The organism is Kitasatospora sp. NPDC089913 (assembly GCF_044748625.1).
Lineage (GTDB): Bacteria > Actinomycetota > Actinomycetes > Streptomycetales > Streptomycetaceae > Kitasatospora.
In genome coordinates this window covers 207,140-223,607 of record NZ_JBIVGI010000001.1, presented here as the reverse complement: position 1 = coordinate 223,607, position 16,468 = coordinate 207,140, and the positions used below count along the sequence as shown (strand labels likewise).

Here is a 16,468-nt window from a genome sequence, read left to right as displayed (position 1 = left end):
CTCCCCTTCCTTCCGCTCCACGACCGCCGCGCCGCACCCCGCGAACGGAGACCTCGTCATGCCCGGTTCCCCGCTGGCCCCCGTACTGGCCCCCCTGCACCGCGCCGCCCGCCGGGTGGACGCCCGCACCCCCGAGAGCCGCGACCGCGCCCTCGACGGCCTGCGCGCCCTCGCCCTGCTCGCCGTCCCGGTCGGCCACTGGCTGCTCGGCGGCTTCACCCGCTCCGCCGACGGCGCCCTGCACAACGCCAGCCCGCTGTCCTCCCCCGCACTCGGCTTCTTCGCCCCGGCCAGCTGGGGGCTGCAACTGCTCGGAGTGTTCTTCCTGGTCGGCGGGTACTCCGCGGTCCGCTCGCTGGAACGGGCCCGGGCCCGCGGCACGGGCCCGGCCGGCTGGCTGCGCGGCCGGGCGGTGCGACTGCTCCGCCCGGTGCTCGGGGTGGCCGCCGTCTGGGCCCTGCTGATCCCGCTGCTGCCGCGCCTCGGCGTGCCCGCCGACACCGTCCGGACCGGATCGACGCTGGTGGTGCAGCCGCTCTGGTACATCGCGGTCTACCTGGGGCTGACCGCCCTCACCCCGCTCTGCGCGGCCGCCGCCCGCCGGCTCGGCGGCTGGTCCGCCGGCCTGCCGCTGGCCGCGGTCGCCGCGGTCGACCTGCTGCGGTACGGGCCGTGGGCGGAGGCGGTGCCGTCCTGGGTCGGGCTGCTGAACATCCTGCCGGGCTGGCTGTTCGGCTACCAGCTGGGCGTGCTCTGGGCCGGGGGCCGGCTGGGCCGTCCGGCGGCGCGACTGCTGCTGGGCGGGGGCGCGGCGCTGTTCGCGACGCTGCTGCTGGTGTTCCACTACCCGGCGTCGATGGTCGGAGTCCCGGGCGCCGCCCGGACCAACTCGCACCCGCCGTCCCTGCTGGTGCTGGCGCTGGCCTCGGTCCAGTGCGGCGCGGCGGTACTGCTGCGCGACCGCCTCGGCCAGCTGCTGGCCGGGCGTCCGCTGCTGTGGCTGCCGGTGGTGGCGGTCAACCTGTCCGCGATGACGATCTTCTGCTGGCACCAGAGCGCGATGCTCGCCGTCGCGGTGCCCGGCGCGGCCGCCTTCGGCGCGGTGCCCGGACTGACGGTGGCGCCGGACTCGCTCGGCTGGGTGGCGCTGCGGCTGGCGCTGCTGCCGCTGTTCGGCGCGGCGCTGATCGGGATCGGGTGGTTCACCCGCCGGTTCGACGGCCCGTGGACGGCGCTCTCCCGGCCGGCCAAGGCGGCGGCCGGCGCGGCGGCGGCGTTCTTCGCCGCGTACGCGCTCGGCGTGGTCTGAACGCGCGGGCCGGAAGCCGTTTCGACGGGCGGCGGCTGCGGACCGGTCAGGGGGGACGAACCGGTCCGCAGCCGACGATTTCCGCGCGAACGACCGAAACCCCTCCGGGACACCCCGCGTTCATGTGATCCATCCCACAGTTTAAGGCGCTCCAGGTGCTGCTCCGGCCCCCTAGGCTTGCGCTGAAAGTTGGCAGTCGTACCACCCTCGGGCCCCGTCCGGGATCGGTGACGGGACTCTCTGGGAGCTGAGACGATGCGCCGTCGACGGTGGAAGCACGTCCTGATCGGCGCCTTCGCGGGCGCCGCCGTCCTCGCCGACGCCGGTGCGGCCGCCGCCCAGGCCGCCGCCGCCACCGAGCAGTTGGCCATCTCGACCCCGCCGGCCGGCAGCGCCGCCTGGGTCGAGGACCACTCCTACGGGCACGACCTGCCCGACCCGGCCACCACCGCGCCGGCCGCCGCCGCCGAGTTCTTCGACCGGCTCTCCCCGGCCGAGACCGACCGGCTGGTCGCGGCCTACCCGCTGGTCGTCGGCAACTACGACGGCGCGCCGCTCGCCCTGCGCTACCGGGCCAACCGGGTGGCTCTGGCCGCCGAGCGCGACCACGCCCGGGCCCGCGCCGCCGACCCGGCGCTCGACCAGGACCAGCGCGCACTGGCCGTCTCCCGCGCCAACGACGTGCAGAGCCTGCTCGCCCCCGGCCGGCAGATCCTCGCCTTCGACCCGCGCGGCCGCGGCCTGCTGACCGAGGTCTGGGGCGACCTCGGGGCCGCCGACCGGATCGCCGTGCTCGTCCCCGGCTCGGACGCCGACCTCGGCCACTTCGACCAGGCCGTGGAACCGCTCCGCTCCCCCGCCGGGATGGCCCGCGCGCTGTACGAGGAGGAGCACCGGCAGGTCCCGGGCTCCCGCACCGCCGTCGTCGCCTGGACCGGCTACGTCACGCCCTCCGGCCTCGGCCCGGACGCGGTCACCTCCCGGCTCGCCGACGTCGGCGCGCCCCGGCTGCGCCGCCTGCTCGCCGGGCTGAAGGAGACCACCCGCCCGCAGGCGCCGCCCGCGCTGTTCTGCCACTCCTACGGCTCGGTGGTCTGCGGCACGGCCGCGCCGGACATCCCCCGGGCGGCCGCCTCCCCGGCGGACACCGACGGGGTGACCGACATGGTGGTCTTCGGCTCCCCCGGCATGGGCGTGGAGAGCCGCTCCGAACTGGGCGGCGGGGTGCGGGTCTGGGCGACCCGCAACGAGACCGACTGGATCGGCAACGTGCCGTACCTGGAGGTCGGCGGGCTCGGCCACGGCGCCGACCCGACCTCGGTGGACTTCGGCTCCGAACGGCTCTCCTCGGCCCGCTCCTCCGGCCACAACGGCTACTTCGCGACCGGCACCGACAGCCTGTACAACTTCGCCGCCGTCGCCCTCGGCCGGGACCAGGACGTGGTCCGCCCGGCCCCCGAGGCCTGAGGCCCCCGCCACTCCGGCCGCCGACCACCGGCTGCCCGCCCGCCGCAGGCCGCCCGCCCCGGCCGCACGGCCCCCGAGGCTCCGCGCCGCCCCGGGCCGCCCCGCATCGCCCGTCCCCGATCAGACCGGGTCGGGCCGGCGCGGCTCCTGGTAGAGCCGGACGGCGTCGGCCGCGGTGCGGGCCATCTCCCGGCGGGCGGCGGGCGGGTGGAGCACCTCGGCGTCCGCGCCGAACGCCAGCAGGGCCCGCACGGCCGGCAGCGACTGGAAGCCGAGCGCCAGCTCGACCCACTCCTCGGGCGCGCCGCCCCCGCTCTCCGGCGGCGGCGCGGTGAGCCGGGAGCCGTGGATCCGGACGAACATGTCCAGCCGCCCGCGCCGGACCCGCACCTTCACCGTCAGCTCCTTGGGCAGTCGCTCGACCTGCTCGCGCAGCACCGTCCAGACGTCACCGAGCCCCACCCCCGGCCGTCGCCGCACCGACTCCTCGGCGGTCTCGGCGTACAGCACCCGGTCGGCCCGGAACAGCCTCGGCTCGCCGCGCAGATCGGCCACCAGGTACCAGACGGCGGCCTTGCTGACCAGGCCGTAGGGGTCCACCGTGTACTCCGCCGGGGCCGGCGAGCCGCTGTGCCGGTAGCGCAGCCGCAGCCGGCGGTCGGCGAACACCGCGTACTGCAGTTCGCCGAGGTCGGGCCCGGGCGCGGCGCCGGCCTGGAGCCAGCGCGCCGGGTCGACCAGGATCCGCTCGCTGATCCGCTCGGCGCCGGGCCGGTGCGGGGCGGGCAGCGCGGCCATCACCTTGCGCAGCGCCGAGCCCAGCGCGCCGTCCAGCCCGAGGTCGCTGTGCGCGCCCTGGGCGGACAGCACGAACAGGGCGCGCGCCTCGTCGGCGGTCAGGCCGCTGACATCGGTGCGGTAGCCGGGCAGCAGGCTGATCCCGCCGTGCCGGCCGCGTTCGGTGTAGACGGGCACACCGGCGGTGGAGAGCGCCTCGACATCGCGGTAGATGGTGCGGACCGACACCTCCAGCCGTTCGGCCAGTTCGGTGGCGGGCACCCGGCCGCGGGTCTGGAGCAGCAGCAGGATCGAGAGCAGGCGGTCGGCCTTCATGTCCCGAGGATCCCAGAAAACATGACGGCGCTTGTCAGGTTTTACCGGGAGATTGCCTCCGTACCGCAAAACCTTCCGCACCAGTGGAGTTGAACATCCCCATGGACACCACCCAGGACCCGCGCCCGCTGTACCTGCTCGCCCTCGACCAGCTCGAGAAGCTGATCGCCGAGGCCGCCCCGGAGACCCTGGACCGGCCCACCCCGTGCACCGCGTACGACCTGCGGACCCTGCTCAGCCATGTGGTCGGCGGCATCCACCGGCTCGCCTACATGGGCGAGGGCGGCCGCTGCGAGGACGTCGTGGCCGCGACCGGCGAACTCCCCGACGACGGCTGGCCGGCCGCCCTCGGCCGGGCCCGCGCCCGGGTGACCGCCGCCTGGGCCGAGGACGCCAAGCTCGACCGTCCGGCCTTCGCGCCCTGGGGCGAGGTGCCCGGCCGGGCCGCGGTCGGCGGCTACGTCCTGGAGACCGTCACCCACGCCTGGGACATCGCCCGCGCGCTCGACACCGACCCCCCGCTGGACGAGCGGCTGGACGCACGGCTGGCCGAGGCCGCGCTGGGGATCGCCCTGGCCGTGCTGCCGGCCGAACCGCGCGGCGGCGCCGTGCCGTTCGGCCCGGTCCGGCCCGCCCCGGCCGGCGCCGACGCGTACACCCGGCTCGCCGCGTACCTCGGCCGGGAGGTCTGACGGCGGCGACCGACCCCCGCGCACCGCACGGCTACAGGCACGCGACCCGGCCGTCGTACAGCTCGATCTTGTGGTCGAGCACGGCCAGCGTCGCGTGCAGGTCCGCGATCCGCTGCCGCACCTCCTCCCGGTGGGCGAGCAGCAGATCGCGCCGGTCGGCGGAGGTCCGGTCGCCCTCGCGGGCCAGTTCCACGTACCGCAGCATGTCCGCCACCGGCATCCCGGTCAGCCGCAGCCGCCCCAGGAAGGCCAGCCGGTGCAGGTCGGCGTCGCTGTAGCGGCGCTGCCCCGAGGCCGAGCGGTCGACCGGGTCCAGCAGGCCGATCCGCTCGTACCAGCGCAGGGTGTGCGCGGTCAGCCCGCTGGCCGCCGACACCTCGCCGATGGTGTGCCGCGGCGTCCGGTCCGGCGCCCCGACCGGATCACGGAACACCTCGCCGCAGGTGCGCTGTCCGGCCTCGATCGCCGCCAGTACGGTCATGTCGGTCCCCCCGGTGCTGAACGTGCCGACGCCACCGGCGCCGTGCAGTGCGGTCGGACCAAGCCTGCCATCCCGGCGGGGCGGGCGGCCCGGTCCCGTTAGAGTCGGGCCCATGGAGAGCTTGCGGAAGATCGAGACCTGGCCGGTGCCGCACGCGGCGGCGGCCGTCGTACGGGGCGCGGACGGCGCGCTGCTGGGTGCGCACGGGCCCCAGGAGCACCTGTTCCCGCTGGCGTCGGTGACCAAGCTGCTCACCTCGTACGCCGTGCTGGTCGCGGTCGAGGAGGGCGTCTTCGAGCTGGACGACCCGGCCGGGCCCGAAGGTTCGACCGTCCGGCACCTGCTGGCCCACACCTCCGGGCTGGCCTTCGACGAGCACCGGGTGATGGCCGAGCCCGGCAACCGCCGGCTCTACTCCAACGCCGGCTTCGACGTGCTGGCGCGGACCCTGGAGGAGGCGGCGGGCATCGAGTTCGGCCGCTACGCCGCCGAGGCCGTGTTCCAGCCGCTCGGCATGCACGCCACCCTGATCAACACCGCGCACCGCACCCCGGCCGGGGCCGGCGGCCTGTCCACCGTCGCCGACCTCGCCCGTTTCGCCGCCGAACTGCAGTCGCCCAAGCTGCTCGACCCCGGCACCCTGCGCACGGCGACCCGCGAGGTGGCCTTCCCGGGCACCGGCGGCGTGCTGCCCGGCTTCGGCCACCGCCGGCCGAACGACTGGGGCCTCGGCTTCGAGATCCGCGACGGCAAGACCCCGCACTGGACCGGCACCACCAACTCCCCGGCGACCTTCGGCCACTTCGGCCAGTCCGGCACCTTCCTGTGGGTGGACCCGGAGGCCGGGGTGGCCTGCGTCGCGCTCACCGACCTCGACTTCGGCCCGTGGGCGGCCGAGGTCTGGCCGGTGCTCTCCGACGCCGTCCTCGCCGAACTCCGGGGCTGACGGCTCCGCTCACGGCCGCACCGGCCGTACCGCGGCGGCGCCGTCAGCCGTACGAGACCGGCGAGTGCATCTCCCACAGGAGCAGCTCCGCGCCGGCCTGGCCGGCCGTCGGCGCCGCGAAGGCGTCCCCGGTGATCCGCACGCTGTCGCCGGGCACCATCGACCGGCCGCCGCCCTGGGGCCCGGGGACCGTCCGGTAGCCGAGCGAGCCCGCCGTCAGGTGGGCGTAACGGTAGGCGGCGGCCGGCAGCGCCGGCAGCGGCTGCCACGGCCCGGCGGTCACCAGCCACAGCGCGGCGTCCCCGCGGCGCAGCCGCAGCGCCCGCGTGCCGGCGTCCCGCGCCATCCCGGAGGCGAGCAGCGTCAACCCGTCGACCGACCGCTCCACCCCGCGGAGCCCGTAGACCGGCGGCGCGTCGAAGACGTCCGGCTGGAGCCACATCTGGACGAAGCGGACCGGGCCGTCGGCGCCGCCGGCATTGCGCTCGGTGTGGCTGACGCCGGAGCCCGCGCCCAGGTGCTGGACCATGCCGGGCCGCACCACCCCGCTGTGCCCGTGCGAGTCCCGGTGGGCCAGCGCGCCCTCCAGCACCCAGGTGAGGATCTCGGTGTCCCGGTGCTTGTGCTCGTCGTACCCGGCGCCGGGGGCGAGCTGTTCCTCGTTGCACGCGAGCAGGGCCCCGAAGTGCGTGTTCTTCGGGTCGTAGTGCCCGGAGAAGGAGAACGCGTGCCGGGTCTCGACGCCCTCGGCGGGGGTCGAGAGGTAGCGCTCGGCGGTACGGCGGAGATCGGCCCTGGGACGGGCTGGGGCATCGGTCACGGCCCCACCGTAGTGCCGGGTCCGGCGGGTGTGACCGTCACCACCCCGCCCGTCCGCCGGGGCCTGTGCACGAGCAGTCGCTCCGGTGAGGCAGTCTTGTCCCTGTGCCAGCCGCCTCCGCGAACTCCAAGAGCGATCCGACCGCCCCCGACAGGAACGGGAAGAGCCCGACGTCCGGTGCCGGAAGAGACCGGCCCGGGCGGGCGGCACCGCGCCTGACCGCGCAGGAGCGCCGGCTCGCCGCCGACCGCGCCGAGCGCCGGGCCGCGACCCTCAAGCGGCTGGAGAAGTCCTCCGGCAAGCTCGCCTCCGCCGCGATCGCCAGGATGGACGACCAGCTCGGCTGGTACCGGCGGATGCCGCCGGAGCACCGGTCCTGGATCGGCCTGGTCGCCCAGGCCGGTATCGCCGCCTTCACCGAGTGGTACCGCAAGCCGGACGCCCCGCAGGCGATCTCCACCGATGTCTTCGGCACCGCGCCGCGCGAGCTGACCCGGGCGATCACCCTGCGCCAGACCGTCGAGCTGATCCGCACCACCATCGAGGTGATGGAGGAGGCGATCGAGGAGGTCGCCGCCCCCGGCGACGAGGCCGACATGCGCGAGTCGGTGCTGGTCTACGCCCGGGAGATCGCCTTCGCCACCGCCCAGGTCTACGCCCAGGCGGCCGAGGCCCGGGGGGCCTGGGACGCCCGGCTGGAGGCGCTGGTGGTCAACTCGCTGCTCTCCGGCGACGCCGACGAGGGCGTGCTGTCCCGGGCCGCCGCACTCGGCTGGGGCCAGCCCAGCCAGGTCCGGGTGGTGATGGGCTCCGCCCCGGACGGTGACAGCGAACTGGTGGTGGAGGCGATCCGCCGGGCCGCCAGGTACGCCAAGCTGCACGTGCTGACCGGGGTGCTGGGCAAGCGCCTGGTGGTCGTGGTGGGCGGCGACAAGGAGCCGGTGCACGCGGCCCGGGCGCTGATCGGCCAGTTCGCGGCCGGTCCGGTGGTGGTCGGCCCGACCGTGCCCGACCTGCTCTCGGCCACCCGCTCGGCGCACGCCGCCGCCGCCGGCCTGCGGGCCTGCGCGGCCTGGCCGGACGCCCCGCGGCCGGTACTGGCGGACGATCTGCTGCCGGAGCGGGCGCTCGCGGGTGACCAGGCGGCCCGGCGGCAGCTGGTGGAGGAGATCTACACACCGCTGGACGAGGCAGGTTCGGCACTCCTGGAGACCTTGAGTGTCTACCTGGAGCAGGCCTCCTCACTGGAGGGGGCCGCCCGAATGCTCTTCGTCCACCCCAACACGGTGCGCTACCGGCTCCGACGTGTGACCGACGTCACGGGCTACGCTCCCTCCGACGTGCGTTCGGCCTTCACCCTGCGTATCGCACTGGCGCTGGGACGGCTCACGGCCACGGGAGAGTCGGGCTGACCACGCTGTAGGGACCTTACAATCCCGGATGCTTTTCTTCGTTACCGTCGCCTACCCGCCCCCGGGCGCCTGGCGAGAGAGGGTTGAACCGTGCTCGTAATCGTCGCCCCTGGACAGGGTGCCCAGACCCCCGGTTTCCTCAGCCCCTGGCTGGAGCTCGACGGCGTCGCCGACCGCCTCCGCGGTTGGTCGGAGGTCGCCGGGCTCGACCTCGTGCGCGCGGGCACCGAGGCGGACGCCGAGGAGATCAAGGACACCGCCGTCGCGCAGCCGCTGCTGGTCGCCGCCGGCCTGGTGACCGCCCGCGCGCTGTTCCCGGACGAGAAGGCCGCCCGCGGGCTGGTCGGCGCCGTCGCCGGCCACAGCGTCGGCGAGATCACCGCCGCCGCCGGCGCCGGGGTGCTGAGCGCCCACGACGCCCTCACCTTCGTCCGCGAGCGCAGCCTGGCCATGGCCGAGGCCGCCGCCGCCACCGAGACCGGCATGGTCGCCCTGCTCGGCGGCGACGCCGAGGAGGTCGCGGCCAAGCTGGCCGAGCACGGCCTGACCGCGGCCAACAACAACGGCGGCGGCCAGATCGTCGCGGCCGGTACGCTGCCGCAGCTGGACGCGCTGCGCGAGGACCCGCCGGCCGGCTCCCGGCTGGTCGCGCTGAAGGTGGCCGGTGCCTTCCACACCTCCCACATGGCCCCCGGCGTCGAGCGGCTGGCCAAGCTCGCCCCGACCCTGACGGTCGCCGACCCCGAGGTCGCCTACGTCTCCAACCAGGACGGCCAGGTGGTCGCCTCCGGTGCCGAGGTGCTGAGCCGCCTGGTGTCGCAGGTGTCCAACCCGGTCCGCTGGGACCTCTGCATGGAGACGATCCAGCGGCTGGGTGCGACCGCCGTCATCGAGCTCGCCCCGGCGGGCACCCTCACCGGACTGGTCAAGCGCAACCTCAAGGGTGTGGCGACGCTTGCCCTCAAGACCCCCGCCGACCTGGACAAGGCACGCGCCCTGGTCGCGGAGCACGGCGGTCAGGAGCAGGAGCAGGCATGAGCAACACCCCCCAGATCCGCCCCGTCACCGGTGCGCAGTACTCGCGCATCCACGGTGTGGGCGGCTACCGGCCGGTCCGGGTGATCCCGAACGCCGAGGTGCTGACCTGGATCGAGTCCTCGGACGAGTGGATCCGCACCCGCAGCGGGATCGCCGAGCGCCGCTGGGCCGGTCCGGAGGAGTCCGTCGCCGAGATGTCGGTGCAGGCCGCCGGCAAGGCGATCGCCCAGGCCGGGATCGACCCGGCGCGGATCGGCGGCGTGATCGTCGCGACCGTCTCGCACCTCAAGCAGACCCCGGCCGTCGCCACCGAGATCGCCGAGCGGCTCGGCTGCGGCACCGCCCCGGCCTTCGACATCTCGGCCGCCTGCGCCGGCTTCGGCTACGGCCTGGGCCTGGCCGACGGCATGGTGCGCGGCGGCAGCGCCGAGTACGTCCTGGTGATCGGCGTGGAGCGGCTCAGCGACCTGACCGACACCTCGGACCGCTCGACCGCGTTCATCTTCGGCGACGGCGCCGGCGCCGCGATCGTCGGCCCGTCCGACACTCCCGGCATCGGCAAGGTCGTCTGGGGCTCGGACGGCTCGCAGAAGGACGTCATCTCGCAGACCGAGGCCTGGGACACCGCCTTCGCCAAGGAGGACGCCATCAACGGCGCCGGCGCGGAGACCAGGTGGCCGGCCCTGCGGATGGAGGGTCAGACGGTCTTCCGCTGGGCGGTCTGGGAGATGGCGAAGGTGGCCCAGCAGGCACTGGACGCCGCCGGGATCACCGCCGACCAGCTCGGCGCGTTCATCCCGCACCAGGCCAACATGCGGATCACCGATGCCATGATCAAGGCCCTCAAGCTGCCCGAGTCGGTGCCGGTCGCCCGCGACATCGCGGAGACCGGCAACACCTCGGCGGCGTCCATCCCGCTCGCGATGGAGCGCATGCTGGAGAGCGGCGAGGCCCGCAGCGGGGACCTCGCTCTGATCATCGGGTTCGGGGCGGGTCTCGTGTACGCCGCGGCGGTCGTTACGCTCCCCTAGGCGTTTTCCGCCCGATCCACCACAAACCTGCGTCCGTCCGCCGGGCGGCCGCATTCAACACCGAAGAGGAGCAGCCAGTATGGCTACCAAGGACGAGGTTCTGGAAGGTCTCGCCGAGATCGTCAACGAGATCGCCGGCATCCCGACCGAGGACGTCGAGCTCGACAAGTCCTTCACCGACGACCTGGACGTCGACTCGCTGTCCATGGTCGAGGTCGTCGTGGCCGCCGAGGAGCGCTTCGACGTCAAGATCCCGGACGACGAGGTCAAGAACCTGAAGACCGTCGGCGACGCGGTGAACTACATCCTCACCAACGCCTGAGCCGTCGACTCCGTCGATGCCTGAGATCGGCCGACTCCACCGGGTCGGCCGACCCGCCGGCCGGGACGCCCACCGGGCGCCCGGCCGGGCCCACCTTCGGCCCGCCGCCGACCCCCCGCACGAACGTGAGAGAAGAAGATCCAGTGACCGTTGAAAACCGTACCGTGGTCGTCACGGGTATCGGCGCCTTCACGCCGCTGGGCGGCGACGCCGCCACCACCTGGGAGAACCTGCTCGCCGGGCGCTCCGGGGTGGCTGTCCTGACCGAGGAGTGGGCCGCCGAGCTGCCCGTCCGGATCGCCGCGCGCACCGCCGTCGAGCCGGGCGAGATCCTCCCCCGTCCGCTGGCCCGCAAGCTGGACCGCTCGGCGCAGTTCGCGCTGATCGCCGCCCGCGAGGCCTGGGCCGACGCCGGTTTCGAGACCCCGGCCACCGACGAGTCCTCCAAGCTGGCCCCGGAGCGCCTGGGCGCCGTGATCGCCTCCGGCATCGGTGGCGTCACCACCCTGCTCGACCAGTACGACGTGCTGAAGGAGAAGGGCGCCCGCAAGGTCTCCCCGCACACCGTCCCGATGCTGATGCCCAACTCCCCGGCGGCCAACGTCGGTCTGGAGGTCGGCGCCCGCGCGGGTGTGCACACCCCCGTCTCCGCCTGCGCCTCCGGCGCCGAGGCGATCGGCTACGCGATCGAGATGATCCGCAACGGCCGCGCCGACGTCGTGGTGGCCGGCGGCACCGAGGCGGCGATCCACCCGCTGCCGATCGCCGCGTTCGCCAACATGATGGCGATGTCCAAGAACAACGACGACCCCGAGCGCGCCTCCCGCCCGTACGACAAGGGCCGGGACGGCTTCGTCCTCGGCGAGGGCGCCGGCGTGGTCGTGCTGGAGTCCGTGGAGCACGCCGAGGCCCGCGGCGCCCGCATCTACTGCGAGGCGGTGGGCCAGGGTCTGTCCTCGGACGCCCACCACATCGCCCAGCCCGAGCCGACCGGTGCCGGCGTGGCCCGCGCGCTGGCCGACCTGTTCGAGCGCAACCAGCTCGACAAGGCCGAGATCGTGCACGTCAACGCCCACGCCACCTCGACCCCGCAGGGTGACACCGCCGAGCTGAAGGCGCTCCGCAAGGAGCTCGGCGAGGAGCTCGACCACATCGCGATCTCGGCGACCAAGTCGATGACCGGTCACCTGCTGGGCGGCGCCGGCGGCATCGAGACCGTCGCCACCGTGCAGGCGCTCTACCACCGCCTCGCCCCGCCGACCATCAACGTCGACGAGCTGGACGACGACGTGGACGCGGACATCGTCCGCGGCGAGGCCCGCCCGCTGCCCGAGGGCCGGATCGCGGCGCTGAACAACTCGTTCGGCTTCGGCGGCCACAACGTGGTGCTGGCCTTCCGCTCCCGCTGACCCGGGCGGTCCGCACCCGGGCCCAGCACCAGGGTCCCGCGCCCGGAACAGGACCCGCACCCGGACCCGCGTCCGACGAGGAGGAGGGGCCGGCGCTCAGTACGAGCGCCGGCCCCTCCTCCTCGTCGTCCCGCGGCGGGTCAGACCACCTGGTGCAGCCAGCGCACCGGGGCGCCCTCGCCGGCGTAGCGGAAGGGCTCCAGTTCGTCGTCCCAGGGCTTGCCGAGCAGCATGGCGATCTCGGCCTCGAGGTCCGCCCCCTCGCTGCGGGCGCGCAGCAGGACGGCCCGCAGCCGGTCCTCGGGGATGAGGATGTCACCGTGGATGCCGGTGACGGCGTGGAAGATGCCGAGCGAGGGCGTGCTGCTGTAGCGCTCGCCCTCGGCCGTGGCACAGGGCTCGCTGGTGACCTCGTACCGCAGCAGCTGCCACCCGCGCAGTGCGGAGGCGAGCTTCGAGGCCGTGCCGGGCTCGCCCTGCCAGGAGAGCTCGGCGCGCCAGTGTCCGGGCGCGGCCGGCTGGCGGATCCAGTCCAGGCTCACCCGCACACCGAGCACCCCCGCGACGGCCCACTCGACGTGCGGGCACAGCGCGCGGGGCGCGGAGTGGACGTACAGGACTCCACGTGTCGTCACCGGGACCTCCAGGCTGTGGACGAGGGTCGCCTTCCCCAGCTGCCTCGCGTTCGTGCCCGTAGTTGATCCACAGTTACCCACGTTAGCCGACATTAAGCCACTAAATTGAGCAAAACGGACAGGCTTTCGCTCAATGCTAGTCGAATCCGCAACGAGGTCCACCCCCCGGTGGGATCTCTCCCCCGAACGGCCCCATCGCCAGGCGGAACCACCGTACCGCGCCTCCCCGCAGCGGTGCTGACGCACTTTCGGATCCGGCCGGAATGCGGTAGTGCGGCCTGATCCCCTCCGCCGGGTACGCAAACCGCCTCGCACCGGCGACAGCCGGTACGAGGCGGGGGCGGAACCGGACGGGAGCGGAACCCGAGGAGGCGTCAGCCCTTCAGCCGGACCACCATCTTGCCGGTGTTGGCACCGCGCAGCATGTCCAGGAAGGCCTGGGCGGCGTTCTCGAAGCCGTCCACCACGGTCTCCTCGGAGCGCAGCTTCCCCTCCTGGAGCCAGCCGCCCACCTCGGCGACGAACTGCGGGCGGAGCGCGTCGTGGTCGCCGACCAGGATGCCCTCCAGACGCAGCCGCTTGCCGATGACCTGCATCAGGTTGCGCGGGCCGGGGGCGGCGGCGGTGTCGTTGTAGTGGGCGATCGCACCGCACAGCACGGCCCGGCCGTGCACGCCCAGGGCGTTGATGGCGGCCTCCAGGTGCTCCCCGCCGACGTTGTCGAAGTAGAGGTCGATGCCCTCGGGGGCGACCTTGGCGAGCTGCTCGCCGACCGGGCCGTCCTTGTAGTTGAAGGCGGCGTCGAAGCCGAACTCCCCGGTCAGCCGGTCGACCTTCTCCGCCGAGCCGGCCGAACCGACCACCAGCGAGGCGCCCTTGAGCTTCGCGATCTGGCCGACGATCGAACCGACCGCGCCGGCCGCGCCGGACACGAAGACCCGGTCGCCCTCCTTGAGGGCACCGACCGCGAGCAGGCCCGCGTAGGCGGTCAGGCCGGGCATGCCGAGCACGCCGAGGTAGGCGGAGAGCGGGACGCCCTCGATCTCCGGCACCTTGACCGCGTGCTTGGCCGGCAGGGTGGCGTACTCGCGCCAGCCGAGCCCGTGCAGCACCGCGTCGCCCGGGGCGAAGCCCTCGGCCTCCGAGGCCACGACGTAACCGACGGCGCCGCCGTCCATGGCCGCGCCGAGCTTGAACGGCGGGATGTAGGACTTGGCGTCGTTCATCCGGCCGCGCATGTAGGGGTCGACCGAGAGGTCCGTGTTGCGGACCAGGATCTCGCCCGGACCCGGGGTCCGGACCGGCGCCTCGACCAGGGCGAAGTCGGCCGGGACGGGCCAGCCCTCGGGGCGGGCGGCGAGGTGCCACTCACGGGCGGTGGCGGGGGCTTCCGGAGCGGCGGTGGGCTCGGCGGCCATGATGATCTCCCCACATAAAAGGTTGAGTCGGTGAAGTAACAATGGGCATGAAAGGTTCATGTTGTCAACTGTTCAGGTATGATGGGAACCATGGACACCCAGCACAGCCGGGAAACCGCACCGCAGGCCGACGAGATCACCCGCGAGGTCGTCGATCTCATGGCCAACGTGGTCGCGCTCTTCCATCGCGAGTACGAGGAGGCCGCCGCCGCCCGCTCGCTCACCGGGGCGCAGGCCAAGGTCCTCGCACTGCTGCGGCGCGGCCCGATGCCCATGCGCCAGATCGCCCAGACGCTCAGCTGCGAGCCCTCCAACATCACCGGCATCGTGGACCGGCTGGAGACCCGCGGCTTCGTCACCCGCCAGCCCGACCTCCAGGACCGCCGGGTCAAGCTGGTCGCCGCCACCGAGACCGGAGCGGGCGCCTCCGAGGAGCTCCGCGAGTCGCTGAACTTCGCCCGCGAGCCGCTCGCCGCGCTCGGCCCCGAGGAGCGGACGCAGCTGCGCGACCTGCTCCGCCGGATGCTCACCGGCGCCACCACCACCGGCACGTGAGGAGCATCACAGCTCGGGCCCCCGTTTTGTCCGCCGGTCGGAGGTAACCGAACACTCCCCCGAAACGTCTAACGTTCGAAGACGAGGCACCCGCCCGCCGACCGGCGGCCGGGTGGGATCCCAGAACGGAAAACGGGGGGACGGGAAGGATGAGCGGCAGCTCGCGCCGTCGGCGTGTCGTACGGACCGTCATAGGACTCGCGGCCGTCCTGGTACTGACGGTGGCCGGAGCCGGGGCCTGGTTCTACCACCGGCTGGACACCAACATCAGCACCTTCGACGCCGACGGCGTCGCCACCGAGCGCCCGCCCGCGCCGGTACCCACCGCCCCCGGGGCCTCGGTCCCGGTCAACGTCCTGCTGCTCGGCTCGGACACCCGCAACGACGGGAACGACGACCTCGGCGGCGGCGACGTGGGGGTGGGCCACTCGGACACCGCGATCCTGCTGCACGTCTACGCCGACCGGAAGCACGCCGTCGGCGTCTCCATACCCCGCGACGCCCTGGTCACCGTCCCGTCCTGCCGGCTGCCCAGCGGCGACTGGACGAAGCCGCGGACCAACCAGATGTTCAACGAGGCCTTCACCGTCGGCGAGTCCCCCAAGGGGAACCCGGCCTGCACCCAGAACACCGTCGAGGCGCTCACCGGGCTGCGGATCGACCACACCATCGTGGTCGACTTCAAGGGCGTCGCCGCGATGACCGACGCCATCAACGGTGTCGAGGTCTGCGTCCCGAACGACGTCAACTCGCACAACATCAAGCTCCGCAAGGGCCTGCAGAAGATCGCCGGCCAGCCGGCCGTCGACTACCTCCGCGCCCGCTACGGCTTCGGCGACAACTCCGACATCGGCCGGATGAAGCGCCAGCAGGCCTTCCTCTCCTCGATGATCCGCAAGATCCAGTCCCAGGGCTTCTCACTGCCGACCCTGCTCCCGCTCGCCGACGCCGCCACCCGCTCGCTGACCGTCGACGAGGGCCTCGGCACCGCGATGAAGCTGGTCGACTTCGCGCAGTCGCTGCAGCAGATCAAGCTGTCGGACATCACCTTCGTCACCACCCCCTGGCGGTTCTCGGTCGTGCAGAAGGGCCGGGTCGACCTGGTCCGCCCCGACGTGGACACCCTGTGGCGACTGCTCCGCGAGGACCGCACCCTGGACGGCCAGAGCACCGGCCTGCTCCCGGAGGCCGACACCGCCGCCCCCTCGGCCGCCGCCACCGACGGCGCCGCGACCCCCGCGCCGGCCGCCACCCCGCTGAGCCCCGAGCAGCTCGCCACCACGATCACGGTGGTCAACGGCGTCGGCACCGACGGACTCGCCGGCGCGGGCTCCGCCGCGATCCGCGCCCAGGGCTTCACCAACGTCTCGCTGGGCGCCACCACCGGCGGCCGGCTGCGCACCGAGATCGCCTACGACCCGCCCTTCAAGGCCGTCGCCGACCAGCTCGCCACGCTCTTCCCCGGTGCCAGGACGACCGTGGAACCGGGCTCCGAGGGCGTCACGGTCACCCTCGGACGCGATTACCGCCCGGCCGCCACCGCGACCGCCACCGCTCCGGCCTACCGGCCGGTGCCCGGCGGCAAGGCCGCCGCCGTGGGGATCGCCGCCGCCACCGACACCCCCACCGGCGCTCCCACCGCACCGCCGGCCGCCACCGGACCGCTGCCCACCGGCGTGCCCAGCGCCATCGCCGAGAACAGCCGCAGCGCCGACGCCGACCCCTGCGCCAACCTCACCTTCGGCTGAGGCCGGCACCGGGGACGAGGCCGGGGCGACGAGGCCAGGGGGACGAGGCCGGGGGCGGGAAGGCCGGGACCG

16 protein-coding genes are annotated in these 16,468 nt (G+C 74.0%); 11 read left to right on the top strand and 5 right to left on the bottom strand.

Annotated elements, in window-relative coordinates:
* The first annotated feature begins 58 nt into the window (after positions 1-58).
* Both ACIPYS_RS01015 and ACIPYS_RS01010 read left to right on the top strand, forming a co-directional pair.
* Entirely contained in the window at positions 59-1,309 is a 1,251-nt protein-coding gene (locus ACIPYS_RS01015) for an acyltransferase (protein WP_400741608.1), read from the top strand.
* Between the two features lie 255 nt (positions 1,310-1,564).
* Positions 1,565-2,776, top strand: coding sequence for an alpha/beta hydrolase (locus tag ACIPYS_RS01010; RefSeq protein WP_093862162.1), 1,212 nt, complete (start codon positions 1,565-1,567; stop codon positions 2,774-2,776).
* A 120-nt stretch (positions 2,777-2,896) separates the two neighbouring features.
* Here ACIPYS_RS01010 and ACIPYS_RS01005 read toward each other — a convergent pair whose 3' ends face one another.
* Complete coding sequence (locus ACIPYS_RS01005; protein ID WP_093862161.1) at positions 2,897-3,889, bottom strand: YafY family protein; 993 nt, start codon at positions 3,887-3,889, stop codon at positions 2,897-2,899.
* Between the two features lie 101 nt (positions 3,890-3,990).
* On the opposite strand from ACIPYS_RS01005, the gene ACIPYS_RS01000 reads away from it, so the two are divergent.
* Positions 3,991-4,581, top strand: a complete 591-nt coding sequence (locus ACIPYS_RS01000) for a TIGR03086 family metal-binding protein (protein WP_093862160.1) — start codon at positions 3,991-3,993, stop codon at positions 4,579-4,581.
* A gap of 31 nt (positions 4,582-4,612) precedes the next feature.
* Here ACIPYS_RS01000 and ACIPYS_RS00995 read toward each other — a convergent pair whose 3' ends face one another.
* Positions 4,613-5,062: a MerR family transcriptional regulator gene (locus ACIPYS_RS00995; RefSeq protein ID WP_093862159.1), complete on the bottom strand. Its 450-nt coding sequence runs from the start codon at positions 5,060-5,062 to the stop codon at positions 4,613-4,615.
* Between the two features lie 112 nt (positions 5,063-5,174).
* Here ACIPYS_RS00995 and ACIPYS_RS00990 point away from each other — a divergent pair, with 112 nt between their 5' ends.
* Positions 5,175-6,008, top strand: a complete 834-nt coding sequence (locus ACIPYS_RS00990; RefSeq protein ID WP_093862158.1) for a serine hydrolase — start codon at positions 5,175-5,177, stop codon at positions 6,006-6,008.
* 43 nt (positions 6,009-6,051) lie between these two features.
* Here the strand turns inward: ACIPYS_RS00990 and ACIPYS_RS00985 are convergent, their stop codons facing one another.
* Positions 6,052-6,828 (bottom strand): pirin family protein, encoded by a 777-nt coding sequence (locus ACIPYS_RS00985; protein ID WP_400741603.1) that lies wholly within the window; start codon positions 6,826-6,828, stop codon positions 6,052-6,054.
* 215 nt (positions 6,829-7,043) lie between these two features.
* On the opposite strand from ACIPYS_RS00985, the gene ACIPYS_RS00980 reads away from it, so the two are divergent.
* From ACIPYS_RS00980 to fabF, 5 genes are all read left to right on the top strand, one after another.
* Positions 7,044-8,240: a PucR family transcriptional regulator gene (locus ACIPYS_RS00980; RefSeq protein WP_400742810.1), complete on the top strand. Its 1,197-nt coding sequence runs from the start codon at positions 7,044-7,046 to the stop codon at positions 8,238-8,240.
* Between the two features lie 90 nt (positions 8,241-8,330).
* A complete protein-coding gene (locus tag ACIPYS_RS00975; RefSeq protein ID WP_093862156.1) occupies positions 8,331-9,278 on the top strand; it encodes an ACP S-malonyltransferase in 948 nt (315 codons plus the stop codon).
* On the top strand, positions 9,275-10,309 hold the full coding sequence (locus ACIPYS_RS00970; protein WP_093862155.1) for a beta-ketoacyl-ACP synthase III: 1,035 nt from the start codon (positions 9,275-9,277) through the stop codon (positions 10,307-10,309). The genes ACIPYS_RS00975 and ACIPYS_RS00970 overlap by 4 nt, the downstream gene beginning before the upstream one ends.
* Before the next feature lie 79 nt (positions 10,310-10,388).
* On the top strand, positions 10,389-10,631 hold the full coding sequence (locus tag ACIPYS_RS00965) for an acyl carrier protein (RefSeq protein WP_030310143.1): 243 nt from the start codon (positions 10,389-10,391) through the stop codon (positions 10,629-10,631).
* Between the two features lie 143 nt (positions 10,632-10,774).
* Positions 10,775-12,040 carry a beta-ketoacyl-ACP synthase II gene (gene fabF / locus ACIPYS_RS00960; protein ID WP_045938512.1) on the top strand — a complete coding sequence of 422 codons (1,266 nt, stop codon included), beginning with the start codon at positions 10,775-10,777 and terminating at the stop codon, positions 12,038-12,040.
* 140 nt (positions 12,041-12,180) lie between these two features.
* Here fabF and ACIPYS_RS00955 read toward each other — a convergent pair whose 3' ends face one another.
* On the bottom strand, positions 12,181-12,675 hold the full coding sequence (locus ACIPYS_RS00955) for a DUF3145 domain-containing protein (protein ID WP_093862154.1): 495 nt from the start codon (positions 12,673-12,675) through the stop codon (positions 12,181-12,183).
* Positions 12,676-13,049: 374 nt separating this feature from the next.
* On the bottom strand, positions 13,050-14,093 hold the full coding sequence (locus ACIPYS_RS00950) for an NADP-dependent oxidoreductase (RefSeq protein WP_400741597.1): 1,044 nt from the start codon (positions 14,091-14,093) through the stop codon (positions 13,050-13,052).
* Between the two features lie 81 nt (positions 14,094-14,174).
* On the opposite strand from ACIPYS_RS00950, the gene ACIPYS_RS00945 reads away from it, so the two are divergent.
* Both ACIPYS_RS00945 and ACIPYS_RS00940 read left to right on the top strand, forming a co-directional pair.
* The gene (locus ACIPYS_RS00945) at positions 14,175-14,648 is read left to right on the top strand and encodes a MarR family winged helix-turn-helix transcriptional regulator (RefSeq protein WP_093862152.1); all 474 of its coding nucleotides are present in this window, start codon (positions 14,175-14,177) and stop codon (positions 14,646-14,648) included.
* Positions 14,649-14,797: 149 nt separating this feature from the next.
* On the top strand, positions 14,798-16,396 hold the full coding sequence (locus tag ACIPYS_RS00940) for an LCP family protein (protein ID WP_400741594.1): 1,599 nt from the start codon (positions 14,798-14,800) through the stop codon (positions 16,394-16,396).
* Positions 16,397-16,468: the final 72 nt, after the last annotated feature.